This window comes from Paenibacillus sp. NPDC058367 (assembly GCF_042723305.1).
Lineage (GTDB): Bacteria > Bacillota > Bacilli > Paenibacillales > Paenibacillaceae > Paenibacillus_AQ.
The window spans coordinates 594,101-618,737 of the sequence record NZ_JBHXIZ010000003.1 but is presented as its reverse complement, the minus strand read 5'-3'; the positions used below and the strand labels follow the sequence as shown (position 1 = coordinate 618,737).

Sequence of the window (24,637 nt, the reverse complement as noted above, 5' to 3'; positions counted from 1 at the left end):
AATAGAAGCAGGCTTGGAAAGTGTTGTAGTTTAGGCAGATAAAGTTGACATGCAGGGTTTGTTCTGTCATAATTCTCATTAAATGAATAGCGCCTTTAATTCAGTCCTGTGAGGCTGGCAAGGTAACGTGAATCGAGGTTCGCGACTCTTAGAAAGGTATCCGAGTGTATACACCGGACTGTCTTTTTATGCGCGCGGCCATCATCTTCTTCATCTGCGGATTTCACTCCTTGCCTGTTAATAGGCAAGGAGTTTTTTGATTTCCAGGAACTTGAACAGGCGAAACAAGTGGAGGGTGACAAGATTATGGTTACTGAGAAAAATGTAATTATGGACGAAACGGCGATCCGCCGGGCATTATCGCGTATTGCTCATGAGATTTTGGAGAAGAACAAAGGGATTGAAAATTGTCTGCTGGTCGGTATCCGAACACGAGGCGTGTACCTAGCACAGCGCATCGCTGAGCGGATCAAGGAAATTGAAGGCGTCGAGATTCCTTACGGCGAACTCGACATCACACATTATCGGGATGACCGTGAAGTAGGAGGCAGTGAAGCAGTAGTGAAGAGTAACGTCATTATTACTTCCGGCAATGATGGCATCCATGATAAGAAGGTTATTTTGTTCGACGATGTGCTTTACACCGGACGCACCATCCGCGCGGCGATGGACGCTTTGATGGATTGCGGACGCCCACGAATGATTCAACTGGCAGTACTGGCTGACCGTGGACACCGCGAGCTGCCGATCCGACCAGACTACATCGGTAAGAATGTACCTACCTCAAAGCATGAGCAGATTGAAGTGGCGCTGAAGGAATACGACGGCAAAGACGAGGTCTACATTATTTCAAACCGGGAGGAACGATAACATCATGACACTTACCAAGGTAAAGGAACGTAGTCTGCTGGGAATAAAAGAGCTTGACCGGTCGGAAATCACTGGGCTGCTCGACCGAACAGCATACTGGGACAATCAAAGTGAGAAGTTAACTCCCATTTTGAACTCGCATTTTATTTCTAACATGTTCTTTGAGAACAGCACACGCACTCGTTTCTCCTTTGAAATGGCAGAGAAACGACTGGGTGCACAAGTACTGAATTTTACGGCTGCAGCTTCTAGTGTAGAAAAAGGGGAGTCGATCTACGATACAGTACGCACACTGGAATCGATGGGGATCGATGCCGGAGTTGTGCGTTTGAAGCCTGCAGGTGTGCTGCAGCAGTTAGCTGAGAAGGTGTCCATACCGCTTATTAATGCGGGTGACGGCAACAATGAACATCCAACACAAGCGCTGCTTGATCTTTACACCATGACCAAAACGTTTGGAGATTTAAAGGGTCTCACGGTTTCTATTATCGGGGACATCATGCATAGCCGGGTAGCACGCTCCAATCTCTGGGGACTTACAAAGCTAGGGGCTAAAGTGCAATTCTGTGCACCGGAGAATATGAAGGCTCCTGAGCTTATGGAATACGCACCTTATGTAACCATAGAGGAAGCTCTTAAAGCAGATGTTGTAATGATGCTTCGTGTACAGCTGGAACGTCATTCTTCTGGCATCGTACTTTCCGCGGAAGATTACCGCAGACATTATGGTTTAACGGAAGAACGCGCAGCTAAGCTCGCAAAAGATACAATCATTATGCACCCAGCTCCGGTTAACCGGAATGTCGAGATTGATGATGCAGTTGTAGAGAGCAGTCAATCAAGGATTTTCCCGCAAATGTCTAATGGGGTTCCGGTTCGGATGGCAGTTCTCGAAAGAGCTTTATTATAAAGTTTAAAGAATGATGATGAATAAGGACTAATAAATATACACAAACATGAATTTTTATTATATAATAACGAGAGGGCCCGCAGTCGGGATCTGTGGGTAAAGGTAGAATCATGACAGTGATTATTAGAAACGCCAGCGTATTGACTAAGGAAGGCTTGTTAGAGCGGAAACATATTGTACTTGAAGAAGGTGTTATCTCGGCCTTAATCGATGGAAATGAAGCTGCTCCAGAAGCTGGAGAGATCATTGATGCTGAAGGTAAGCTGCTCATTCCAGGACTCATTGATATGCATGTGCACTTACGCGAACCGGGATTTGAACACAAGGAAACAGTGGAAACCGGAAGTCGTTCGGCTGCCAAAGGCGGATTTACAACCATCGCTTGTATGCCTAATACCCGTCCAGTAACAGATACCCCGGAAATCGTACAATTTGTCAAAGACAAAGCGCGTGAAGCAGGACTCGTTAAAGTCCTTCCTTATGCAGCCATTACGAAAAATGAGCTCGGACGTGAGCTGACTGATTTTGCAGCGCTTAAAGAAGCTGGAGCTATTGGTTATACCGATGACGGCGTGGGCGTGCAAAGTGCTCAAATGATGAAAGATGCTATGAACATCGCCGCAGCACTGGATATGCCAGTCATTGCTCACTGCGAGGATAATTCACTGGTTGAAGGCTGCTGTGTAGCCGAAGGTGAGTTCGCAAGAAAGCATGGCCTGAAAGGAATTCCAAATGAGTCAGAAGCCATCCATGTTGGACGCGATATTTTGCTGGCTGAAGCGACAGGCGTTCATTACCATGTGTGCCATGTAAGTACTGAACAATCGGTGCGACTGATTCGCCAAGCGAAAGAAATCGGCATTAAAGTAACTGCTGAAGTGTGTCCGCATCACTTGCTGCTCTCTGAAGAAGATATTCCAGGCCTTGATGCCAATTGGAAAATGAACCCGCCGCTTCGCTCCCGCCGCGATGTTGAAGCATGTATCGAAGGTTTGCTTGACGGCACACTAGATATGATTGTTACGGATCATGCGCCGCATAGTGAGGAAGAGAAGGCTAAAGGCATGCAACTTGCACCTTTTGGTATCGTTGGATTCGAAACAGCTTTCCCACTACTATACACAGCGTTTGTAGCAACAGGGAAATGGGATTTATCCTTACTAGTACAAAGAATGACTGCTGATCCTGCACGGGTATTCAGACTGAACACCGGTGTGATGGATATCGGAGCTCCTGCAGATTTGACACTGATTGATTTGGAGCAGGAGAAAGAAGTAGACCCAGGATCTTTCGCAAGTAAAGGACGGAATACTCCTTTCGGTGGCTGGAAGCTTAAGGGCTGGCCAGTAATGACATGGGTAGACGGCAAAGCCGTATGGACTGAGAAAAACTAGCGGACTGGTGGGGCGGAGTTGCTGATCTTTACGGATGCAGCGATTGTGTACACGTTCACTCCGGAAGGCTTGTAAGGCATAAGCATTAGACTACAGAAACAAGAAGGAGTGGAATGGAATGCAGGCGAGATTGCTGCTGCAAGACGGAACTTTATTTACAGGTACCGCATTTGGCGCTGAGGGCGAGAAGACAGGCGAGGTTGTTTTTAATACAGGAATTACAGGATATCAAGAGGTGCTGTCTGACCCGTCATATTGCGGACAAATCGTGACAATGACTTACCCATTGATCGGGAACTACGGGATTACTCGGGATGACTTTGAATCTGTTCGACCTTTTGTACACGGCTTTGTAGTGCGCCGTCATGAAGAGGTACCTAGTAACTGGCGTGCTGAATATAGTGTGGACGACTTGTTGAAAGAATACGATATTCCAGGGATCAGCGAGATTGATACTCGGATGTTGACTCGGATTATTCGCCACTACGGAACAATGAAAGCGATCTTGACCACCTCTAACAAACGTGTAGAGGAACTGATGGAAATGATGGGAAATACTACGATTGAGGAATTGCGCAATCAGGTAGCTCGTACATCAACTGCAAGTTCGTACAGCAGCCCAGGCAACAAAGAAAGAATTGTGCTTGTGGATTACGGTGCGAAGGCTGGTATCCTACGTGAGCTTAACGAACGTGGTTGTGATGTTGTTGTAGTGCCACATGATGTAAAAGCGGAAGAAGTTCGCCGTCTGAACCCAGATGGTATCCTACTGTCCAACGGCCCTGGGGACCCTAAAGATGTGCCTCACGCTGTCAAGACGATTTCCGAATTGCTTGGTGAATATCCGATCTTCGGCATCTGCCTTGGTCATCAGTTGTTTGCACTTGCTTGTGGAGCGGATACAGAGAAGCTGAAATTCGGTCACCGCGGTGGGAATCACCCTGTGAAGGAACTGGAAAGTGGACGCTGCTTCATCACTTCCCAGAACCATGGTTATACCGTGAATGAGGAATCTGTGAAGAACACTGAACTAGAAGTTACTCATATTAATAATAATGATAAGACTGTTGAAGGTATTAAACATACTCGTTACCCAGCATTTTCGGTGCAATATCATCCAGAAGCGGCGCCAGGACCACATGACAGCAGCTACTTGTTCGATCGCTTCCTTCAATTGATTGCCGATCATAAAGCAAAGACACCTGTTGTTTCACGTCAGGCACAACTTGCGGCAAACGCCAGAATCACGGCGCCAAAAACTAACTTACAGCTTGAAGCCGTGAAAGGAGCTCTATAACATGCCAAAGAACGATAAACTTAAAAAAATACTAGTGATCGGTTCCGGACCGATCGTCATCGGCCAAGCAGCGGAGTTTGACTACGCAGGAACTCAGGCTTGCCAAGCTCTTAAAGAAGAAGGCGTGGAAGTCGTACTGATTAACAGCAATCCAGCAACGATTATGACAGATACAAATATTGCAGATAAAGTATACATCGAGCCTATTACGCTTGAATTCGTAACTGCAATTATTCGCCAAGAGCGTCCAGATGGATTGCTTCCAACGCTGGGCGGTCAAACTGGCCTAAATATGGCTGTAGAATTGGCTCGTGCAGGTGTGCTTGAGCAAGAGAATGTTAAGCTTCTCGGTACACAGCTTGATTCCATTGAGAAAGCAGAAGATCGCGATTTGTTCCGTGATCTAATGCGTGAATTGGATCAACCTGTACCGGACAGCACCATTATCACTACTGTAGATGAAGCAATGAAATTCGCTGAGGAAATTGGATTCCCTCTGATTGTACGTCCAGCTTATACGCTTGGCGGCACAGGCGGCGGGATCTGCGATAACGAAGAAGAGCTGCGTGAAACTGTCAAAGCAGGAATTCGTTACAGCCCGATCGGACAATGTCTGGTTGAGAAGAGTATTGCCGGCATGAAGGAAGTTGAATACGAGGTTATGCGTGATGCTAATGACAACTGTATCGTTGTCTGCAACATGGAGAACTTTGATCCTGTAGGCGTACATACAGGTGACAGTATCGTTGTGGCACCTAGCCAGACGTTATCGGATCGTGAATACCAAATGCTGCGCACAGCTTCGCTCAAAATCATCCGCGCCCTGAATATTGAGGGTGGATGTAACGTACAATTCGCACTTGATCCGCAAAGTTATCAATATTATGTAATCGAAGTAAACCCGCGTGTCAGCCGTTCCTCGGCTTTGGCGTCCAAAGCAACTGGATATCCGATTGCCAAAATGGCTGCCAAAATCGCGATGGGTTACACGCTGGATGAAATCGTCAATCCGGTTACCGGACAGACTTATGCATGCTTCGAGCCTACACTTGACTATATCGTAAGTAAAATTCCACGCTGGCCGTTCGACAAGTTCATTCATGCGAACCGTAAGCTAGGTACGCAAATGAAAGCGACAGGCGAAGTAATGGCGATCGGCCGTACTTTTGAAGAATCGATTCATAAAGCGATCCGTTCCTTGGAAATTGGTGTTCACCGGTTCCGTCTGCCAGGTGCAGAGTCACTGGAAGAGAGCGTGCTGCGTGAACGTCTTGCGAAGCCTGACGATGAGCGTCTGTTCCTGATTGCTGAAGCTTTCCGCCGTGGTTACGGTTTGCAAGAAATCCAGGATATTACGAACGTGGACTGGTGGTTCCTCTCCAAAATTGAAGGTTTGATTAACTTTGAAGAGGTTATTCGCGGCGAAGAAACTTTGTCTGCGGAAACTCTATACCAAGCGAAACGTAAAGGCTTTACAGACCGTGCGATTGCTGAGATTCGTGCAGAAGGACAAGCGAATGGGAAATTCACCAAAGAAGCTGATGTGCGCGCGCTACGTTTGGAGCAAGGTTTAACACCTGTGTTCAAAATGGTAGATACTTGTGCGGCTGAGTTCGAAGCTTCTACACCTTATTACTACTCGACTTATGAGACTGAGAACGAGGTCATTCATTCTGATAAGCAAAAGGTTATCGTGCTGGGATCTGGTCCAATCCGGATCGGTCAAGGGATTGAGTTCGATTACTCCACAGTCCATGCGGTATGGGCCATTCAAAAGGCTGGATATGAAGCGGTTATCATCAATAATAACCCTGAGACTGTATCTACAGACTTTAATACTTCGGACCGGTTGTACTTTGAACCATTATTCTTCGAAGATGTCATGAACGTAATTGCGCAAGAGAAGCCGATTGGAGTTATTGTTCAATTCGGAGGTCAAACAGCGATTAACCTTGCGGCACCTCTAAGTGCTGCTGGTGTGAAGATTCTTGGAACTAGCCTTGATAGCATTGATGAAGCTGAGAACCGTAAGAAATTCGAAGCTTTGCTGGCACGCCTTGATATCGCTCAACCGAAAGGCAAGACGGTTACCGACGTGGATCAAGCTGTAGAAACTGCACAATCCCTTGGGTATCCGGTGCTGGTACGTCCTTCCTACGTACTAGGTGGACGTGCAATGGAAATCGTATATAACGATACTGAACTGCTTAGCTACATGGTAGAAGCGGTGAAAGTGAATCCGGAGCATCCGGTATTGATTGACCGTTACATGCTAGGTAAAGAGGTTGAGGTAGACGCGATTTGTGATGGTGAGACAGTAGTTATTCCGGGCATCATGGAACATGTCGAACGCGCAGGGGTTCACTCCGGTGACTCTATCGCCGTATATCCTCCGCAATATCTGGATGAAGGTCTAAAAGAGAAAATCGCTGAGATCACAATTAAAATCGCTAAGGAACTGAAGACGATTGGACTGGTCAACATCCAGTTTGTTATCTATCAGAACGAAGTATACGTAATCGAAGTAAATCCACGCTCCTCGCGTACGGTTCCTTTCCTGAGTAAGGTGACAGGAATTCCAATGGCGCATTTGGCAACCAAAATCATTCTCGGCAGCAAGCTGAAGGATGACGGTTATACAGAAGGTTTGTGGCCGGAAAGCGATTATGTATCGGTTAAAGTACCAGTGTTCTCTTTTGCGAAACTACGCAGAGTAGAACCTACACTCGGACCTGAAATGAAATCGACCGGTGAAGTTATGGGCCGTGATAAGTTGTATGCAAAAGCTTTATACAAAGGTCTGATCGGAGCAGGGATGAAAATTCCAGCTACTGGCGCTATCATCGTTACGGTGGCAGATAAAGATAAAGCAGAAGCTGTAGAACTTATGAAAGGCTTCCACTCCATGGGTTACAAAATCATTGCTACTGGAGGCACGGCACAAGCGCTTGAAGAAGCAGGCCTCAACGTAATGAATGTAAATAAGCTGGATGAAGGTGCGCCAAACATTCTCGACTTGATTCGTGGTGGGCAAGCTAACTTCGTCTTTAATACACTGACTAAAGGTAAAACGCCAGAACGTGACGGATTCCGAATCCGCCGTGAAGCGGTTGAGAATGGCGTCGTATGTATGACTTCACTGGATACAGTGACGGCACTTCTCAGAATGCTGCAGACGATTAACTTCTCGTCACAGTCCATGCCTGCTTTTGTCGGACAATTGAACTAATCTCATAAAGATGCATAGGGCGGTTTGCGTTTACGCAGACCGTTCCGCTATGCCTAGGGTCTAATAAATAAAGGGTGTGGATGTAGTCTGCACTGGATAGGAGCATGGTTATGGGAGTAGGAGAAGTAGAGTGGAAAGCGATGGCGAACCGTCTGATGATCGCTTTGGATTATCCTGATGTGACTGGAGCAAGAGCCTTGATCGATAAGCTGGCAGGAATTCCTTGCTATATGAAGGTAGGCATGCAGTTGTTCTATGCGGCAGGACCAGAATTTATTCAAGAGCTGAAATCTCGTGGCTATTCTGTGTTCGTTGACGTGAAAATGCATGATATCCCTAACACGGTAAAAGGTGGCGCTCAAAGTCTTACGAATCTTGGCGCTGATATGTTTAACGTACACGCAGCAGGAGGCTCAGCCATGATGGCTGCAGCACGCGAAGGAGCGGCTTCAGCAGTTAGTGCTAATGCTGCCCTTAAGATGCCTTTGATTATTGCAGTTACCCAGCTAACCAGTACGAGTCAAGAAGTGATGAATAACGAAATTGGGATCGCTGGAGAGGTAGCGGATACTGTGGTAAGATACGCCAAGCTGGCTGCCGATGCGGGTCTAGGTGGTGTAGTAGCATCGCCACAAGAGTCCGCAGCTATCGCAGAAGCTTGCGGCCCAGCATTTTGCACGGTTACACCAGGTATCCGGCCAGCAGGTGCTTCCTTGGACGATCAGTCCCGGGTTATGACGCCTGGAAAAGCCATTCGTCAGGGTAGTCACTACCTTGTTGTAGGACGGCCGATTACAGCTTCACCAGATCCACGTCACGCAGCACTAAACATTATTGAGGAGATGACCCTAGCATGAGCTCATTAAATAGAAGTGAACAAGTAGCAAGTTATTTGCTGGAGATTGGAGCAGTAGCGCTGCGTCCACAGGAGCCTTTTACATGGACCTCTGGTATCAAATCGCCGATCTATTGCGACAATCGTCTGACTATGGCTTACCCAGAAGTTCGTAACTATATTGCAGATGCCTTCGCTCAGCTTATTAAGAGCGAGTATCCGGACGCTGAAGTGATCGCAGGTACAGCAACCGCGGGTATTCCACACGCAGCTTGGGTAGCAGATAAGCTCAATCTGCCTATGGCTTATATCCGTGATAAAGCTAAAGGCCACGGCAAGCAGAATCAGATCGAAGGTCTGATTAAGCCGGGACAAAAGGTTGTTGTTATTGAAGATCTGATCTCCACAGGTGGAAGCTCCATCAAAGCTGCTCAGGCCGTGCAAGAAGCTGGTGCAGAAGTGCTGGCTGTACTCGCAATCTTCAGCTATGAGCTGGACCGTGCAGTGGATGCTTTTGCTGCAGCTGAAATGCCATTACAAAGCTTGTCCAACTACAGCACATTGATTGATGTGGCTCTTGCACAAGGTAAAATTGAATCGACGGACGTAGAAGTACTGAAGTCTTGGAGAAAAGATCCTTCATCATTTGGTGTTTAAGCTTAAATAAATGAGTATAGTTTAGGCGAGCCTCTCACTTTTCAGTGAGGGGCTTTTATTATTGTGAGGAGTGCGAATAAAAAGAGGGACACAACATTCTCAACTGTCATCCAAGACACGAATAGTTGTATTTTGTACACTTAAACTAACTCTCCTTAGTGGAATTGGCACTATAGTTGCACTTTGCGCAATTATTATCAGCCTAGTATCTGTCGAAACCTTCTAGTAACGGTTTTTAATTGTACAGAGTGCAATTAAAAGGAGAACCAAAATAAACTCGGCTCTAATAGTTGCAGAAAGTGCAATTATCCAGTCGTAGAGGGTAGGATTGTGTCGGTCAGCGGGAATGTAGCAAGTGAGCAAGTGTGAGTGGGAAAGTGGAGATCGTGTATCTGCAAAAGCTCCTAGTAAGATTTTTATGAGAATAATATGAAGAAATCGTAGTATAACTTTAAACGTCCTGTAACTTCCCTTCTTGATTAAAGCTTTATACTGTTACTAGGATTATGGATTATTTATCCATAAGATGTAGAAGAATCAAGTATTTTATGGGAGGATATAATAATGAATCATATAAACAACAATAAACGGCTCTGGCGCCGCTGGTTAAGCTTTGGGGTATGCGCTGCGCTGATACTACCACTAATCTCTGATGGGTGGAATACGGCTTGGGCTGAGCCTTCTAAGGCTTCAGTGGAGCAACGTGTATTGCGTATTGGGAGTCTATGGTCTGGGGAGGACGATTCGTTTTTTCGTCAGCAGTTTACAGATATGTATGAATTGCAGCATCCAGAAATCAAATTGGAGATTATTCCGGCTATAGATACGAATGACCTTCGGTACAATAACACCTCCTCAGACGCAAGCTCTGACAATTTGGAAAATATCCGAGCGATTATGGGCGGGGATAAGCCTGTTGATGTGATCGTCGGTGATAGCGCATTAGTGAAGAGTTTGGTAGATCATAATCTTGTCCAATCGCTGGAGCCGCTTATAGCGCGTGATCAGTATGATTTAAGCAATATGGCGCCTACAATGCTGAATGGAGTTCGTGAGCTGGGTAGAGGAAGTCTTTTTGCGTTGGCGCCGATCTTCTCGTCTAGTGCGCTTTTTTATAACAAGGGAATCTTTGATGCTGCTGGTGTGAGCTATCCAACGGACAAGATGACTTGGAATGAACTGTTTACACTGGCAGATAAGGTGACGAAGAAGTCATCTAATAAAGAAACTCGGATATACGGGTTCTCGATGAACCGTTACTTAAGTGATCCATTCTGGGATATGCAGAGCTATGTCGCACCGCTAGAACTTACGATGTACGATAATAAGGGTCAGCACATGACTGTAAATACCACACAGTGGAATCAGGCTTGGACTACTTACAGCCAGTTGGTTAAGAAACAAATTGTACCTGAGCTAAATGGGTTGGATTTTGCAGGAACAGAAGGGAATGCCTACAGTCCAATCCAAGGCGATCTGTTCCTCACAGGAAAAGCAGCAATGGTCGTTGGAGAATATGGTTATCTCAATGAACTGGCGGGAGTGGCCCGTAATGCTGCTAAGATCAAAAATTACAGTCCCATCAAATGGGGTGTGGTTACTGTACCTACCTTTCAGGAAAAACCGGATGTTGCCATTGGAACATGGCTTGGTAATATGATGGCTATTAGTTCTACGGCTACTAATAAGGAAGATGCCTGGGATTTGATTAAGTTCGTCAACAGTAATGAGGTTGCGAAAATTAAAGCTCATAACAAGAGTGAACTGACTTCCCGTAAGGATTATATTACCGCTCAGACCCCTTCTGTAAATTTGGAAGCTTTTTATACACTTAAGCCTTTACCTGCAACGGATCCTTTATTGATCAGTTTACAGATGCAGAAGCCTGGGATTAGCCGGATTAGCGATGTTGGACGTCAACTATTCATTGATGTTTATCAGGGGAAGAAAACCGTCGAGAATGCACTCAAAGCTTGGGAGAAGCAAGGGAATACCATGCTGGATACACTTGAAAAAGATCCCACGGTCTATTTTGACTCGATCGGTGAATGACTCTGGAATATGCCCTAAGCCACCAGTTTTCTGGTGGCTTATTTTGTGGAACTTGGGCATGATAAGTTCAGAGCGGTGTATCATAAATTTGCGAAAAGGAGAAGAGGGCATCATGAATTGGATATACTTCGCGAAACTGTTCAGGACCAGATTTCAAGCAGGTTGTTTGGCTAAAAGATTGGAGCAAGATGGCTGGATTTACGGTTATCATGACCCGCGTTTTGTAGAAATTTATCGATCCCGTAAGGGAAGGTACGGGGTTAGATTTCTGCCTTGAGAACTTTTATAAATTCTTCCTTGACGTAGACCCAATTTGTAATGTATATTATTTATTGTCGCTGTTTGAATATTTTTTCTGACGCGGGGTGGAGCAGCCCGGTAGCTCGTCGGGCTCATAACCCGAAGGCCGCAGGTTCAAATCCTGCCCCCGCAACCAATTTATTTACAACAGCAATTGTACATTCGGATATTTTTAGATCCGGGCCCTTAGCTCAGTTGGTTAGAGCGGTCGGCTCATAACCGATTGGTCGGGGGTTCGAGTCCCTCAGGGCCCACTTATCAAAAACCCTTACTTTGTAAGGGTTTTTTGCTGTCTATAGGGTTAGTGATATAAAGAAAATAGGATGGGGAAAGGCCGGGATTTTAAGTTTGCTAACGGATTTGCTAACGTGAATTATTTTTCTGCAGTTTCGAGCTGTTTTTCAGCGTGTTTATTCAGTCCTGCTTCAATTTTGTCAACGGCCTCTTCCAGTTTGATTGGGAGTAGGTGATTATCGTTCGTTTAACATCGCTGGAGTCATACCCAGTCGTTCAGCTACCTTGGATCTATATAGCCTCCACCAGCTAGCAACATACTAAGTCATTATCCTCATATGAGTCTCCATATTCTTTTTTATAAGCCTCGATTTGCTTGTAGCGTTCCTTAAGGTCATCAATAATATTCTGATAAAGTTTTACCCGTCGTATGGAATCATTCGTTTTCGGACGTTGAATGACTAAACCATCACGTGTCCAGTTGGCCGTCTGGATCACCTTGATTTATTTCTTTTCGAAGTCGATATCACCCAAGCGAAGTCCAAGGATCTCACCACGTCTTATTCCCGTATAAATTGTCAATGAAACACAATAGACTGGCGGGCGCCTCATCAAGCTAACAGGTAGTAAAGTTTAACTTAAAATAAACTTTCCGTTTCCCGCAGTTAACTTAAGGTGTAATCTGAAAGCACCTATTTTTGAAGGTGATACTCATCAAGAACCGTATTTATGAAGGAGTGACTTAATGCAAGCTATTAAATCTATAATAGAGTGTCCAGAGCGTCATATAGAGTTTGCTGAATATGTTAAAGAAAAATGGCCAAACGTTCAGAAGGTGGTACTCCCTAAAATTGACGAAAGTTTATCGGCTGAAGATGGTTTGCCATTAACATTTCTGCTATTAAAAAACGACAAAATAATTGGATTTTATCAATTGATTGAGCAGGAATATATAATTCGAAAAGATTTATCGCCATGGATTGCTCCTTTGTTCATTGACGAGAATGAGCGAGGGCAAGGTTTAGGTTCAGTATTGTTGGAGCATGCCAGAAAAATGGTGGGGCAATTGGGATATACGAAGGTTTATATAACGACTGATCATATTCGTTACTATGAGAAATATGGATTCAGAGAAATCGGTTTGGATAATTTTGAATGGGGACGACCCACCAAAATCTATGAACACGACACTATAAAGTAATTTATCGCAACATGGTTTGTTTGGGACTTAACTAACGGGAAACGATAGTTAAATCTACAGAGGGATGGTATCAAACATGGACTATGAAATCAAAATAGCAACCTTGGAACATAAAGAAATACTCAGCAACCTGTTACAATTCTATATTTATGATTTCTCAGAATTTATGGAGTTGCAGTTTGAGGAAAACGGAAAATATGGTAATTATCCAATTGATGAATATTGGTCTAAAGACCCCAATTATCCATATTTAATCAGTCTCAATGGGAAAATTGTTGGATTTGTCTTAGTCAAATTAAAAAATCGGGAAGAAGATGACGCATATTTTTCTATTGCTGAATTTTTTATTGCGAAGAAGTATCGTAGGCTGGGATTAGGGAGATTGGTTGCTAAAGATATATTTGATTTGCACCAGGGAAAATGGGAAGTTTACCAAATAGATAACAACAAGCCCGCTCAACTCTTTTGGGAAAAGGCAATAGAAGAATATACAGGAGGAAAATTTACTGAACGAATTGAAGTAGGAAGAAGAACACAAGTATTCATTAGTTAATGCGAGGTTCTTATATTAATGGGGGTTGCTGGTTGACAAAAATGATAATTTTGTTGGTTATTCTTGCTATCATTACTGCTGTTTTTGTATTCAGAGTTTTATCTAGAAAGAAGAGTTACCCTCCCCAAAGTATAGTAATTGATCCACTTAAGATTACGATCCAGGACATAGACCGAATGGAAGACGGAACTGGCTTTGTAGAATATCTGTATCGTTTATTTTTGGCCATGGGTTATAGTGATGCATATAAAACGAGAGGAAGCAGAGATTTTGGATCTGACTTAGTGTTTACAGACGGGGAGGGGGTTCGAAATGTCGTTCAGGCAAAGCGTTATTCCTATCCAGTAGAGTTAGGAGCTGTTCAAGAGATCTATAGTTCCATGAGATATTACAGGGCAAAAAAGTCCATGGTAATATCCTCAAACCAATATACCTCAGCGTGTGAAGAACTTGCTAGTTATAACGCCGTAAGATTACATAGTAGAAGTGACCTTATAGAAATTATAAACTTTTTCAAGTCAGGGCAGATTGATAAAGCAAAGGATATCCTTGAGTCAGAGCCCAGGATTATACTGGATTCATGGGATAATAAAGCAATTAAGAAGGACTTCAAAGTTGAAAAACGATGGGCTGCGAAGAAATAGATAGTTCGTAGAACAAGGAGCTTTTATACAGATGAACAATGAAGATTTTCAATACAGAAATACATACTTTTTCGTAGGGAATCCAACGATTCTATGGATCACCATACTTGGCTTGGTGTTGTTAGGATTTGTATTGTTTTATTTGATTAAGAAATACATAAAGCAGAGAAAATGAAACCAGGTTTTTCATTATTGTTTATGATGTTGCGAATGAGGAACGACAATCTTTGATGGTTGTAATGTTGTGTGGAGCCCTCATATCTATTGGCGGATATAACTATTTGAAAAACAGAAAAGGTGTTTCTGGCCAACTGCGTAATTAATTGTGAGGGTCCAGTCCAGGAATGGGAGCGTTAAGGTTGCTGATGTTTATTACATCAGAAATGAATTTGAATTTAGTTTTAGCATAAATGTGTATATCAAATACCCCGTCTACCTTAATTGGTTAGCGGGGTTAATTTCATCTCTCATATACCCAAGCATGATCAGAAAACTGGCATATCCTACATTTGTATTCAATTACAAAGGAGGAATTCACGAATGGGCGAATTTGTTGGTGGATGCGGTATTGGAGAACGTGAACGTGAACGTGAACCTGAACGTTTTGTTGGTGGAGCTTTTACATCCACAGGTGCAATCTTGGTGCTCTTTATCCTGCTGGTCATCATTACAAAAGCCTGTATATTTTAAGTGGCATTAATTTACAAAGGAGGAATTATGATGGGTGAATTTGCTGGAGGGTTTGGCGGAGGTTTTACTTCTACGACTGCAATTCTGGTTCTGTTTATATTGTTGGTAATCATATCTAAAACTTTCTTGATTTAAGTTTCAAACCTCCCACTATGACCAGCACCCATAGTGGATATCTGCCAGTAGATACTTGCGGATTTGTAATGAAGATAATGAAAGTTGCCCCCATCAACATTAAGTCGTTGGGGGTAGTTTATGTTTATACGATAAACTCTGTAAATACTGGACTACGCAGCATGACTGATTTGGTCCAGATCCTCATTCTAACCTTTGCCCACAGTCGGGGCTTTAAATGGATAGTACAGGTGCAATCTTGGTACTGTTTATCCTCCTTGTGATTATTTCTAAGACTATCTTGTTATAAAATGTTAGCCGAACTCTCAATCGTTTAATCCGTCAGCACAACTGACGGATTTTTTACATATGGGAATGAGTATCGCCCAAACAATTGAAATGATATATCTCGATAAAACAGGTGAAATTACTCAGCGGAAGATTGAAGTGGATATGCCACTGAAACGGTTATCATATGCTCATAACCGATTGGTCGGGGGATCGAGTCCCTCAGGGCCCACTTATCAAAAACCCTTACTTTGTAAGGTTTTTTTGCTGTCTATAGGCACAAAAATTCAAAGGGAAGAGAATTAGGAAGGCCCGAATTTCGAGTTTGCTAACGGATTTACTGATGCAAGATTTATCGCCATGCGCTTACCTCAGGGATAGTTTAAATCTTTTGAATGCACTAAAGAGCAGAGGAATTTAATAAATTTTAAATAGAGGTCTGACATTCATTTGAAAAAAGTAATATAATTATTAAATCAGTGTGTAGAGATATTGGTCTTTTTATTGGGCCAAAAATATATGTCTCATGATACGTCTGCCATCTGAAATATGATTCACGGAGATGACAAACATGCATGGAGACACAAGACTGCCCAGAAACGGAAAAGAAGGTATATTATTTTCACTCATTATTTCAATCATTTCAGTAAACACTATTGCCCCTATTATTGTGGGGTTGGAACGTGGCTTCAGTAAGGAAGTGTATATAGATACACTAAAGGTTATTCCGTTTATGTGGATGATCGTAGTTTTTTCCGTAAAATTAGTTGCTGGGCCGATTGTTGGGAAAGTGATGCCGAAATACATGGGACAAACCGATGGATTTAATGCTAGGGTGCTGTTGAATACTTTATTGAATGTTACAGTGTTATCTATTTTACTATCGATTATCGGCACATGGGTTGGGACAAAACAAATAAGTCTAGAGCCACTTAAAAACTTCCTTCATATCTGGCCAAGAAACTTTGGTATAGCATTTTGGATTGAACTGTTGGTTGCTCAGCCGATAGCAAGATTTGCGATGAAAACATTACACACAAGACAGGATCGTAAAACAGAAAGTGTAAATGCTTAACTAGCTGGAACGTTGTATACGAATAAGAATCTCAGGAACGTCCATGGTGGGCGTTCTTTTTTTGAGTCCCGTTATCATAGCAGTATTGAACATGTAAAAGAGCCATCATAGGATTAATCTACAACGGCTCTTTTATACTTAGAATCTGATATTCTGACATGACGCAATGCAAACCATGCAGCCAACACAAAAAGGGCGCTGTCGCAAGCCATGAAATGGTTTTGAAGCAGCGCCTTTTTTTGTATCCAGTTAGACTTTTCTGATAGGGATGGTGCCCGAAAAGTTGTCCCAATCGTTATTCCAATCGCTGTACTCTCGGTTTTCGACCATCATTCTTATGGTTTCATACTATCCCATAGCTGCTGGAATGCCCCGGACTCGACCTCGAAGAATACAGGTGCCTGACCGTAATGTACTAGCCCTTCACCAAACAGCGTCAGCTCTACCCTGGCGTTGTCTTCCAGCTGGAGATAGAGAACCTTGCGGTCTTCGCTGTCGTAGATGCCTTGCGCGGTAAGAGACTCTGCTGCCAAAGGTTTGGCCGTTTGGAGTGCCTTCACGAAGCCATTAAGTGCCTCGTCGTCAGCGAGCGGTGTGTACTGCTGCTGCCCGTTGTTCCAGCTGTCGAAGCTTTCCCACTGTGCGGAAGTAATTCGACCTTCAAGATTTAGCTTGCCAAATAGATCAGCGCCGCTGTTTACGGTGATCCCGTTTGTATGCTCATACAGTTCGGCGAATACCTCGCCGTTGATTTCCGAATAGGACATAATCAGGAAATTGGAATCATATCCCTTTATGGAATAGATATCCGTTTCGCCGATGTTAGATGCTAACTCAATATATTTGTCTTTACCGCTCCATTCATCGATGCCACCTGTAGTACGTCCCAGCTTGTCACCGCGCAGAGCGGCAGCATCGGCTGCGTTGATTCGAGTCGCAGACTGTGTATAAATGTTATCTTTATATACGACTAGAGCGATCATATCTGCCATAACGCCAGATTTGGTATCCGGCAGTTCCAGCTTGGGGATAACAATGCTTCCGGACGCATTTGTGCCAGAATTGTCTGGTTGGCTTGGACCTGGAGTTACCTGAGCGATTTGCCCTTGAGTACTCTGGCCATTTAGCTGCTGCCATATATTAGGTGCAGCTAAGCCGATCCCGGCGGCGAGGACGATACTTGCCGCGATATAAACCGTCTTGCGTGGACGTTTCCGCTCCTGCTGTTGCTCCAGTTTGTCGATCAATTCTTTTTTCATCTCTTCACCTGGTTTCATAGAATCCACCGCTTTCTTGTATAATGTTCGAAACTGATCTTCTTTCATTGTGATTCCACTCCTTCCAGCTCCAGTTTTAACAGTTGCCGTCCCCGCTGAAGTCTCATCTTCACGGCAGACTGACTAATCTGCAGAATCTTGCTGATTTCCTGGATGGGATAGTCCTCGTAATAATAAAGATGGATTACGGTTTTATACTTCATAGGCATCGCCATAACTAACTGCAGTAGAGCCAAATCCTCGGGTGTGTCTACCGCAATCGGCTCAGCATTTTCCAGTTTAACCTCGCGCTTGCGCCAGCCTCTGCCCAGTAATGTTTTACAATGATTGGTGATTACCCGGATCAGCCATGCTTTCTGATGTTCAGCGTCTATGAACTTTGGTGCTTTTTCTATCAGTTTGATGAAGGTATCCTGAGTGGCTTCTTCGGCATCTTGGCGGCTGCCTAAATGGACCAAAGCAATCCGGAACAGCATATCTGCGTAGATTTCGTAACTCTTTATCACATGATTTCCCGGCCGGGTCATGGATCGTTGCATGATTCTATGCCCCCTTTACCTATAACACCATTTAGGACGGCATTTGGTCACATTATGTTCCTGAGAAAATTTGTTAGCGTCTAGATCAAGGGTTAGAATCTAAAAAAGGCGCGATTGCCCCAGCAGCCATATCATGACTGCTGAGACAATCGCACCTTTATAATAGAAGTTCCCCTTTAGGGGAGGGGCTCCTCAATATGTTTATATGTATAGTTTGGATCAGTAACTTTTACAGGAGACATGTTATATTGATATATCCGATCCTTCTCTTTTCGATAAAAGTATCTTACGTTAGGTTCATCTGCAAAAATCACCGTTGTACTTACGACGGGAGCCTTACCAATCTGGGTATAGACTTTATAAAGATCTTCATTCTTATAATCTCTCGTAGCTACCAAATAATGAATCACTTCATTATCCATATGATTTCGGAAGGCCTGAAGCGCTAAAGAAGCGACTCCATATACAATAGCGAAGGTAGTAAGAATTATTTTTGTTCTTTTCTTCATTAATTCCCTCCATTTAGATAAAATGTATATATTATAAGATAATATATTGTGACTGGTATGTCATATCTATTGTATCTTGTAATTTACACATTAGAAGGGAGGAAGAAAATGATGCAACAAGAAGAAAAAATACAGGAGCTGGAGCGGCGAATTAAGGTATTGGAGAATCATACTAGTCCCAGGCTACCAGGTCTCAGAATCTTATGGTTTATTATTTGGGGAGTTGTGGGTATATTCCTCATTCTAACTCTTATTGGTGTGATTCAGTTTGTATCCGCATAATAGAGAGCTTACTATTACAAATAAGGCAGCAATTTAACTACCGATAGGTAACCCGCGTAGGTAAAGAATTGCCTGGGTATACTATACTTGCTGCCTTTTTATTATGAACTTACACAAATCATCTTCAGTCGTCTTTGGGTTCTTGCAATAAAATGGAGAAGGTCCCCGTTTCATGATCCACTTCAATCGACTCGATCCCAACAAAATCCGGAATTTCGGGGTGTACTGCATCTACGTTATAATCTGGATGAGTCATCAATAATTCAATTACTTTAATGGCTTCCATATCGATCCCCCTTGCGAGAAATTCCACCAAAATTAATGGTCCTTCATTGCGACTACTCTTATTATCTCCGCAGTCATTATTGAATATGTGTTAATCGTTCTTCGTTTCTTCCCATCACGGCCAATAATTGCCCCTGAAAAACACGTCTTTGAATTTGATCAATCCGCTGTAAAGCCAGCTCGCTTGGCACTTGAAATTCTGCTGCAAGATAGCTGATTGCATCTTCCCGTTGCTCAGGCAATGTCATGCGGGAGATCATGGAGTAGGGCATAGCTGCATAAAGAATAAATCGCTCAGATTCATCCTCCTGTGCCCGCGTAAAATGTTCTGGCATTAATATTTGATCAGTACCATGGCGGAGCAGGTGACAGAGCTCATGGAGAAACTCTAGCCGCTGCAGACTGACTGGAAGCCGGTTGTCAATAAACATGGTATACATCCCCGCTGACGCTTCGATGCTCTTGCTTCTTACATCCAAATAATGAACCCAAATATTAAGCCGTTCTGCAATATAAGCAATCGAAATTTGCGAAGGCTGAGTAAGGTTCAGACGCTTGTATAAATCTTCTGTCCACTTCTCCAGCGCAGTCATTTGATAATAGGATTTCATGTTATTCACATCATTCACCTCATTCAGAATCAATTATAGGATCGTATGTTCGTATAATAAGACAAAAGAAAAGCCCGAGGGGCTGTGTAGGGTAAAAATATAAGGACACATAAGAACGAGTGTTCTTGTGTGTCCTTAGCATAAATCAATTAAACACTAATATCAAGTGTTTTTCCTAAATTGGGAGCAACGCTTTTGCCCAGCATTTCCACCATCGTTTGACTCTGGGTTTCAGCCTGATTTTTGGCAATATTCATGACTTGTATTCCTACATTTTGAGCTAAGGATGCTTGGCTCATTGCTATTGATAACGCGGCTATATCCATATTGCACCTCCTTTGTGTATATCCTGTTTATCGACTGTGCCTACCTAATTCATTAGGTGAATAGCATTTGTTTGCCAATTCGCCCAAACGGCTTATCTCCTTTTTACATATCTTGTGCTGTAGTCATTAATCATTAGGAGGAATTGAACATGGGATTTGAACATGGTTGTGGATGTAACGTAGGTCCGGTAGTAAGCCCAGCAGCAGTAGGTCCGGTGTGTAGCCCTTGGACTTCAACAGGAGCTATTCTGGTACTCTTCATCTTGCTGGTTATCATCACTAAAGCTTGCTTATTCTAAGTTAGATGATGCACATTGTAGCCCCATCCGGAATACCGGATGGGGCTATTCTTTTGAAGCACTGTTCACGTTAGCTTATTATTTGAACATAAATTCTACGCGGGTTCCATCCGCATAATCTTCTAACTGATTGCCAACCCAGCTTCCTGCGCCGCGGTTATCTTTTGGGGTTATGTATTCAATGTCGGCTCCTTTGCCGCCTTCATTACACATGGCCATGGGCCATTCATCGCGGTCGTAGCCTTTTTTGGTGGGGATCCCTTTTAAGGATTCTTTGCGGTTGTCTTCAGCCTGCTCACGGTTAATCGTGCACGTCGCGGACTCCCCTTTAGCAATTGCGTCCTGAATGTGCTTAGCGGTCTCAGGATAACGATCTGATGGGAAGATCAGCTGAACAACTTCTGAATCGGATGTGGACGATGGGGCTGCCGGATCTCCGTTCTGTTCATACCAGTAACCGCCCAAAGCAAGTAACACAACAATGATGAGACCGGTGAGTAATTTCTGTATTTTCAAATCTGCTCCTCCTTTTTTGGAACTTAAAATAGTATATCTTATATCATAATGCAGTGCGATTTAATATACTTAGGAAAAATAAGAGGAGGACGGAATTGGATATGGAGTATTTGATTACGATTGAAGATCAGACGCTTATTGCCTCTGCTGAAGATATTATTACTAGACGCTATGAATGGGGAAGACACCATGTAGGGGCGGCGCTCCGTACTAAGACGGGGGAAATCTTTACAGCGGTACATGTAGAAGCTAGCATGGGACGAATTACAGTCTGTGCAGAAGCGATGGTGATTGGAAAAGCGATATCCGAAGGCTACAAGGAATTTGATACGATTGTTGCGGTAAGGCATTCTGATCCGGACAGCGAGGAAAGAGAAATTAAAGTAGTTTCTCCCTGCGGGATGTGCCGTGAGTTAATTGCTGATTACGGGAAGGATTGCAAAGTTATTGTATCCGAGGACGGCCGGTTAGCTAAATATGATATTTCTGAATTACTACCGCTGAGATATACGAGGTAAATTGGAGATATAGTCAGGAGCCGCCGGGCTCCTTTTTTTTATTGAGCCGTGAATTTATTCAGCAGTTCCTTACACTGTCCTAAATTAAATTACAACTTCATGTCCATTCGCTGAGTTCATGTCACTATTGTCCCCATACTATAACTTAAAAAAGTTAAAAGGATGTGAGAGTGGATGGAACAGCGCAATCTTCGAAATATGGTTGATTCGGCATCGAGGTTTGTGAGCGATGTTCAGTGGCAAATCGCGTATCGTAAATTGCAAATGGCTCCGGCGGATTCGGAAACGGTACCTTCTGCTCAGAAATTGTTGAATACCCTTTATTTTCTGCAAGGAAAAGGATGGATTAGTGGACAACATGATTATTTGGAGAGCGCGGATGAGTTCAATGGTAAGCTGAAAAATACTAGCGGGCAATTCGCCGCCCTTCACGGCTATGAGCTGGGGGCAATCAATAATCAGACGGCGGCACTAATAGACAATCAGCGGGATTGGGTCGTTAGCAGCGCTATTCGCTGGTATAAAGCCGGTGGAATCGTAACGATTAGCTATCACGCACAGTTGCCAGGGACTGCGCCAGCTTGGGATAACGTATCTACGAGCATAAGCAACGCTGATTTTGACAAATATATAACCCCGGGTACCTCTCAGTACAACGCACTGATCGCTGATCTGGATAAGATAGCCCTTTCTTTAAAAAAACTAAATGATGCAGGTGTTCCTGTGCTCTGGCGGCCGTATCATGAAATGAATGGCGGATGGTTCTGGTGGGGGAAGAAGATCAACTACGTGGGACTGTGGAACCTTATGTTTGACCGTTTCACCAGCTATCATAAGCTGCATAATTTATTGTGGGTCTGGAGCCCAAACGCCAAAAATCAGTGGAGTGATGACCCTGCCGAATACTACCCAAGCGGTGACAAAGTAGATGTACTGGCACTAGATATCTATGATGGGGATTTTAAGGGGAGTCATTATGATAGTCTATGGGATCTGGGTCGTGGAAAAGTGATAGCGATTGGAGAAAATGGAGAGCTACCGTCCCCTGCACTACTATCTAAATCACAGCCCAAATGGTCTTATCAGATGACCTGGGGCAAGCTTCTTTATGAGAAGAATACCGATGCGGTAATTAGAGCCTATATGAATGACAACTTTGTATTCACGCGGGAAGAGTATGCTGCTGAGGCGGCAATTGTAGCCGCTGAGGGAGACAGTGTGCTGCAGAGTGGACTATGGGGGCAATATTACAATAACATGACTCTTAGCGGCGCACCTGCGCTGACGCGAACCGATGCTAACATCCAATTTTCGTGGAAACAGGGTTCGCCTGATCCAGCCATTCGTGTCGACGCTTTTTCTGTACGGTGGAGTGGAAAACTGACTGCAGCCTATAGTGAAACCTATACCATTTACTCCTCCTCTGATGACGGGGTACGGGTGTGGATTGATGGAGGGCTGATCATTGATAGCTGGGTGAATCAGAGTGGACAGGAGCGAAAAGGCAGTGTGAATCTGATTGCTGGCAAGCTACATGAAATAAAAGTGGAGTACTATGAGAATGAGGGGGACGCGCGAATTGTATTGCAGTGGGAAAGTCCTAGCCAACCCAAAGGGATTATTCCAGCAGGAGCGTTTTATCTTCCATAAGACGATATCCGAACTGATTCGAGCATTGGAATATTAGCGAAAAAGCCCCGGATTTCGGGGCTTTTTTTAATGTGAAAGAATCTTAGATTTGTTCACGGTAGCTAATGTTGTTGGCGATCTTCTCGTCACGAACAGCTTTGCGCAGAACATCCTTGACGGTTTGGGCATCATGGATTTTTCGGAAAAGAAGCTGCGGCGCTGAGGCATCATCAGAAAATACAGTTAATGTACCGATGCCGAGCATCCGGTCCATGATAGATTGTGCTACGGATAAATCGCGTACACGCAGTAATTCGATTTCTTCGACATTTTTACCGATAAGTCCGGTCTTTACCATAATGCGCTGGCTTGTAATGGTGTACGTAGTCGTGTTTAGGCGTACGATTCCTTTGAGGCGATCAGAGATACTGGCTGGTTTGCCTTTCCAGAGAACGACTTCTTGAGTAGCATTTTGATTTGCTGATGGACGGCGGGCGGTCACTGGAGCAGTGCCGTCAATGCTAGATCCGCATTCTCCACAAAATTTAGCGCCCTGCTTATATTCTGATCCGCAGGTTGTGCAATAAGGCATAAATACTCTCCTTCCCTGATTACAATTGAAATAATTATAACATAATAGTCATTTTACATAAATTTCATTTGCGCTTTACACAAACCGACATTATTCTGTTAAGTGGAGGGATAAATAATGAAAAAAGTGTTACTAATAGGAACGCTAATGCTGACTGTCATCCTTAGCGCCTGCAGCAATAATAATTCAACTTCATCGGCACCTGCCTCGGAAGAAGAAGTGCAGGAAACCGTGCAAAACTTCTACAATGAAATGTCTAAACTTGATGAATTAGGAAAATCATCTTTAGCGGAGTTCAACGAAGCTATTGCTGCTTATTCAGCAGGAGAACTTTCGGACAGGCAGTTGGAGAAGAAGATTAACGAATTCCAGAAGACCGCAACAGAACTATCCAATCAGGCTGAAAAAGTGAAAATTTCCTCTAGCTTGCCCGAAGACATTCGTAAACTGCTTGATGAGTCCAAAATTGCTTTTCAAAGTGCTTATTCTCTAAAAGAACAGGCCTCTCAAGGTGCTGATTCCGCAGAGGTCACTGCTGAGAAGTTCGAGGAATTGAATCAGAACGCTGACGTCGCGATGCTATACGGCATTTCCAAGCTTAATGAAGCAAGAGAAGCAACAGGACTCATCGATGCTGATGGTCAGTCCACCGCTGAATCAGAGAAAGTTCAAGAATAGATCGAAATTTAGACGCTGAACAGTTCAACTGTCAGCGTCTTTTTGATGCGATTTTGAGCTTGAGTAGAGGTAACACTGCCAATCCTATAAATAAGCCGGCTACGATTCCTTTTGTTAGGCCTGAGAGGGTACTGCTTCGATATACGAGGGGGTATAGACACAGGAATAATACGGGAATTAGGATGAGCAGGGCATTGTTTTTTTTCAAGTGGAAAGCTCCTCTCAATTAGATA

28 protein-coding genes, 2 tRNA genes and 1 pseudogene are annotated in these 24,637 nt (G+C 43.8%); 23 read left to right on the top strand and 8 right to left on the bottom strand.

Annotated features, from left to right (window positions below; all coding sequences use genetic code 11):
• The first annotated feature begins 306 nt into the window (after positions 1–306).
• From pyrR to ACFWMP_RS19550, 18 genes and pseudogenes are all read left to right on the top strand, one after another.
• Entirely contained in the window at positions 307–870 is a 564-nt protein-coding gene (pyrR, locus tag ACFWMP_RS19635) for a bifunctional pyr operon transcriptional regulator/uracil phosphoribosyltransferase PyrR (protein ID WP_149647673.1), read from the top strand.
• A 4-nt stretch (positions 871–874) separates the two neighbouring features.
• Positions 875–1,780, top strand: coding sequence for an aspartate carbamoyltransferase catalytic subunit (locus tag ACFWMP_RS19630; protein ID WP_042190812.1), 906 nt, complete (start codon positions 875–877; stop codon positions 1,778–1,780).
• 110 nt (positions 1,781–1,890) lie between these two features.
• Positions 1,891–3,174 carry a dihydroorotase gene (locus tag ACFWMP_RS19625; RefSeq protein WP_042190810.1) on the top strand — a complete coding sequence of 428 codons (1,284 nt, stop codon included), beginning with the start codon at positions 1,891–1,893 and terminating at the stop codon, positions 3,172–3,174.
• A gap of 118 nt (positions 3,175–3,292) precedes the next feature.
• Positions 3,293–4,471: a glutamine-hydrolyzing carbamoyl-phosphate synthase small subunit gene (gene carA, locus ACFWMP_RS19620; RefSeq protein WP_042190808.1), complete on the top strand. Its 1,179-nt coding sequence runs from the start codon at positions 3,293–3,295 to the stop codon at positions 4,469–4,471.
• A gap of 1 nt (position 4,472) precedes the next feature.
• Positions 4,473–7,700 carry a carbamoyl-phosphate synthase large subunit gene (gene carB, locus ACFWMP_RS19615; protein WP_379424540.1) on the top strand — a complete coding sequence of 1,076 codons (3,228 nt, stop codon included), beginning with the start codon at positions 4,473–4,475 and terminating at the stop codon, positions 7,698–7,700.
• A 110-nt stretch (positions 7,701–7,810) separates the two neighbouring features.
• The gene (pyrF, locus tag ACFWMP_RS19610) at positions 7,811–8,557 is read left to right on the top strand and encodes an orotidine-5'-phosphate decarboxylase (RefSeq protein ID WP_379424539.1); all 747 of its coding nucleotides are present in this window, start codon (positions 7,811–7,813) and stop codon (positions 8,555–8,557) included.
• On the top strand, positions 8,554–9,192 hold the full coding sequence (gene pyrE, locus ACFWMP_RS19605; RefSeq protein ID WP_042190802.1) for an orotate phosphoribosyltransferase: 639 nt from the start codon (positions 8,554–8,556) through the stop codon (positions 9,190–9,192). Before pyrF ends, pyrE begins: the two co-directional genes overlap by 4 nt.
• A gap of 564 nt (positions 9,193–9,756) precedes the next feature.
• The gene (locus ACFWMP_RS19600) at positions 9,757–11,244 is read left to right on the top strand and encodes an ABC transporter substrate-binding protein (RefSeq protein ID WP_379424538.1); all 1,488 of its coding nucleotides are present in this window, start codon (positions 9,757–9,759) and stop codon (positions 11,242–11,244) included.
• Positions 11,245–11,356: 112 nt separating this feature from the next.
• Entirely contained in the window at positions 11,357–11,521 is a 165-nt protein-coding gene (locus ACFWMP_RS19595) for a hypothetical protein (RefSeq protein ID WP_019909365.1), read from the top strand.
• Positions 11,522–11,603: 82 nt separating this feature from the next.
• Positions 11,604–11,680, top strand: a tRNA-Met gene (locus ACFWMP_RS19590).
• A 44-nt stretch (positions 11,681–11,724) separates the two neighbouring features.
• A tRNA-Ile gene (locus ACFWMP_RS19585) sits at positions 11,725–11,798 on the top strand.
• Between the two features lie 725 nt (positions 11,799–12,523).
• Positions 12,524–12,979: a GNAT family N-acetyltransferase gene (locus ACFWMP_RS19580; RefSeq protein WP_042190795.1), complete on the top strand. Its 456-nt coding sequence runs from the start codon at positions 12,524–12,526 to the stop codon at positions 12,977–12,979.
• Positions 12,980–13,055: 76 nt separating this feature from the next.
• On the top strand, positions 13,056–13,532 hold the full coding sequence (locus ACFWMP_RS19575) for a GNAT family N-acetyltransferase (protein ID WP_379424537.1): 477 nt from the start codon (positions 13,056–13,058) through the stop codon (positions 13,530–13,532).
• A 41-nt stretch (positions 13,533–13,573) separates the two neighbouring features.
• Complete coding sequence (locus tag ACFWMP_RS19570; RefSeq protein ID WP_379424605.1) at positions 13,574–14,176, top strand: restriction endonuclease; 603 nt, start codon at positions 13,574–13,576, stop codon at positions 14,174–14,176.
• A 540-nt stretch (positions 14,177–14,716) separates the two neighbouring features.
• Positions 14,717–14,866, top strand: coding sequence for a dihydroorotate dehydrogenase (locus ACFWMP_RS19565; RefSeq protein WP_197071333.1), 150 nt, complete (start codon positions 14,717–14,719; stop codon positions 14,864–14,866).
• Positions 14,867–14,896: 30 nt separating this feature from the next.
• Positions 14,897–15,001: a YjcZ family sporulation protein gene (locus ACFWMP_RS19560; protein WP_231573505.1), complete on the top strand. Its 105-nt coding sequence runs from the start codon at positions 14,897–14,899 to the stop codon at positions 14,999–15,001.
• Between the two features lie 223 nt (positions 15,002–15,224).
• Positions 15,225–15,290: pseudogene (locus ACFWMP_RS19555) on the top strand (YjcZ family sporulation protein); the annotation flags it as partial.
• 549 nt (positions 15,291–15,839) lie between these two features.
• On the top strand, positions 15,840–16,343 hold the full coding sequence (locus tag ACFWMP_RS19550; RefSeq protein ID WP_379424536.1) for a DUF2798 domain-containing protein: 504 nt from the start codon (positions 15,840–15,842) through the stop codon (positions 16,341–16,343).
• A 335-nt stretch (positions 16,344–16,678) separates the two neighbouring features.
• Here ACFWMP_RS19550 and ACFWMP_RS19545 read toward each other — a convergent pair whose 3' ends face one another.
• The 3 genes from ACFWMP_RS19545 to ACFWMP_RS19535 all read right to left on the bottom strand — a co-directional run bounded on the left by ACFWMP_RS19545 (position 16,679) and on the right by ACFWMP_RS19535 (position 18,668).
• Positions 16,679–17,668, bottom strand: a complete 990-nt coding sequence (locus ACFWMP_RS19545; RefSeq protein WP_379424535.1) for a hypothetical protein — start codon at positions 17,666–17,668, stop codon at positions 16,679–16,681.
• Positions 17,665–18,159, bottom strand: a complete 495-nt coding sequence (locus tag ACFWMP_RS19540; protein ID WP_339243095.1) for an RNA polymerase sigma factor — start codon at positions 18,157–18,159, stop codon at positions 17,665–17,667. The genes ACFWMP_RS19545 and ACFWMP_RS19540 overlap by 4 nt, the downstream gene beginning before the upstream one ends.
• A 176-nt stretch (positions 18,160–18,335) precedes the next feature.
• The gene (locus ACFWMP_RS19535) at positions 18,336–18,668 is read right to left on the bottom strand and encodes a DUF3139 domain-containing protein (protein WP_379424534.1); all 333 of its coding nucleotides are present in this window, start codon (positions 18,666–18,668) and stop codon (positions 18,336–18,338) included.
• Between the two features lie 108 nt (positions 18,669–18,776).
• Here ACFWMP_RS19535 and ACFWMP_RS19530 point away from each other — a divergent pair, with 108 nt between their 5' ends.
• Positions 18,777–18,950, top strand: a complete 174-nt coding sequence (locus ACFWMP_RS19530) for a hypothetical protein (protein ID WP_379424533.1) — start codon at positions 18,777–18,779, stop codon at positions 18,948–18,950.
• 124 nt (positions 18,951–19,074) lie between these two features.
• Here the strand turns inward: ACFWMP_RS19530 and ACFWMP_RS19525 are convergent, their stop codons facing one another.
• The 3 genes from ACFWMP_RS19525 to ACFWMP_RS19515 form a co-directional block, all read right to left on the bottom strand.
• On the bottom strand, positions 19,075–19,236 hold the full coding sequence (locus ACFWMP_RS19525; protein WP_170880221.1) for a hypothetical protein: 162 nt from the start codon (positions 19,234–19,236) through the stop codon (positions 19,075–19,077).
• A gap of 76 nt (positions 19,237–19,312) precedes the next feature.
• On the bottom strand, positions 19,313–19,846 hold the full coding sequence (locus ACFWMP_RS19520) for an ImmA/IrrE family metallo-endopeptidase (protein ID WP_379424604.1): 534 nt from the start codon (positions 19,844–19,846) through the stop codon (positions 19,313–19,315).
• Positions 19,847–19,995: 149 nt separating this feature from the next.
• The gene (locus ACFWMP_RS19515) at positions 19,996–20,172 is read right to left on the bottom strand and encodes a YjfB family protein (RefSeq protein WP_283908573.1); all 177 of its coding nucleotides are present in this window, start codon (positions 20,170–20,172) and stop codon (positions 19,996–19,998) included.
• A gap of 149 nt (positions 20,173–20,321) precedes the next feature.
• On the opposite strand from ACFWMP_RS19515, the gene ACFWMP_RS19510 reads away from it, so the two are divergent.
• Positions 20,322–20,471, top strand: a complete 150-nt coding sequence (locus ACFWMP_RS19510; protein WP_179281775.1) for a hypothetical protein — start codon at positions 20,322–20,324, stop codon at positions 20,469–20,471.
• A gap of 78 nt (positions 20,472–20,549) precedes the next feature.
• On the opposite strand, the gene ACFWMP_RS19505 is transcribed toward ACFWMP_RS19510, so the two are convergent.
• On the bottom strand, positions 20,550–20,981 hold the full coding sequence (locus tag ACFWMP_RS19505; protein WP_379424603.1) for a NucA/NucB deoxyribonuclease domain-containing protein: 432 nt from the start codon (positions 20,979–20,981) through the stop codon (positions 20,550–20,552).
• A 107-nt stretch (positions 20,982–21,088) separates the two neighbouring features.
• Between ACFWMP_RS19505 and ACFWMP_RS19500 the strand changes: the two genes are divergently transcribed.
• Both ACFWMP_RS19500 and ACFWMP_RS19495 read left to right on the top strand, forming a co-directional pair.
• The gene (locus tag ACFWMP_RS19500) at positions 21,089–21,505 is read left to right on the top strand and encodes a cytidine deaminase (RefSeq protein ID WP_042194350.1); all 417 of its coding nucleotides are present in this window, start codon (positions 21,089–21,091) and stop codon (positions 21,503–21,505) included.
• 174 nt (positions 21,506–21,679) lie between these two features.
• Positions 21,680–23,155: a glycosyl hydrolase gene (locus ACFWMP_RS19495; protein ID WP_379424532.1), complete on the top strand. Its 1,476-nt coding sequence runs from the start codon at positions 21,680–21,682 to the stop codon at positions 23,153–23,155.
• A gap of 82 nt (positions 23,156–23,237) precedes the next feature.
• On the opposite strand, the gene ACFWMP_RS19490 is transcribed toward ACFWMP_RS19495, so the two are convergent.
• A complete protein-coding gene (locus ACFWMP_RS19490; protein ID WP_042190780.1) occupies positions 23,238–23,726 on the bottom strand; it encodes a PH domain-containing protein in 489 nt (162 codons plus the stop codon).
• Between the two features lie 117 nt (positions 23,727–23,843).
• Between ACFWMP_RS19490 and ACFWMP_RS19485 the strand changes: the two genes are divergently transcribed.
• Complete coding sequence (locus tag ACFWMP_RS19485; RefSeq protein ID WP_042190778.1) at positions 23,844–24,404, top strand: hypothetical protein; 561 nt, start codon at positions 23,844–23,846, stop codon at positions 24,402–24,404.
• Positions 24,405–24,637 lie beyond the last annotated feature (233 nt).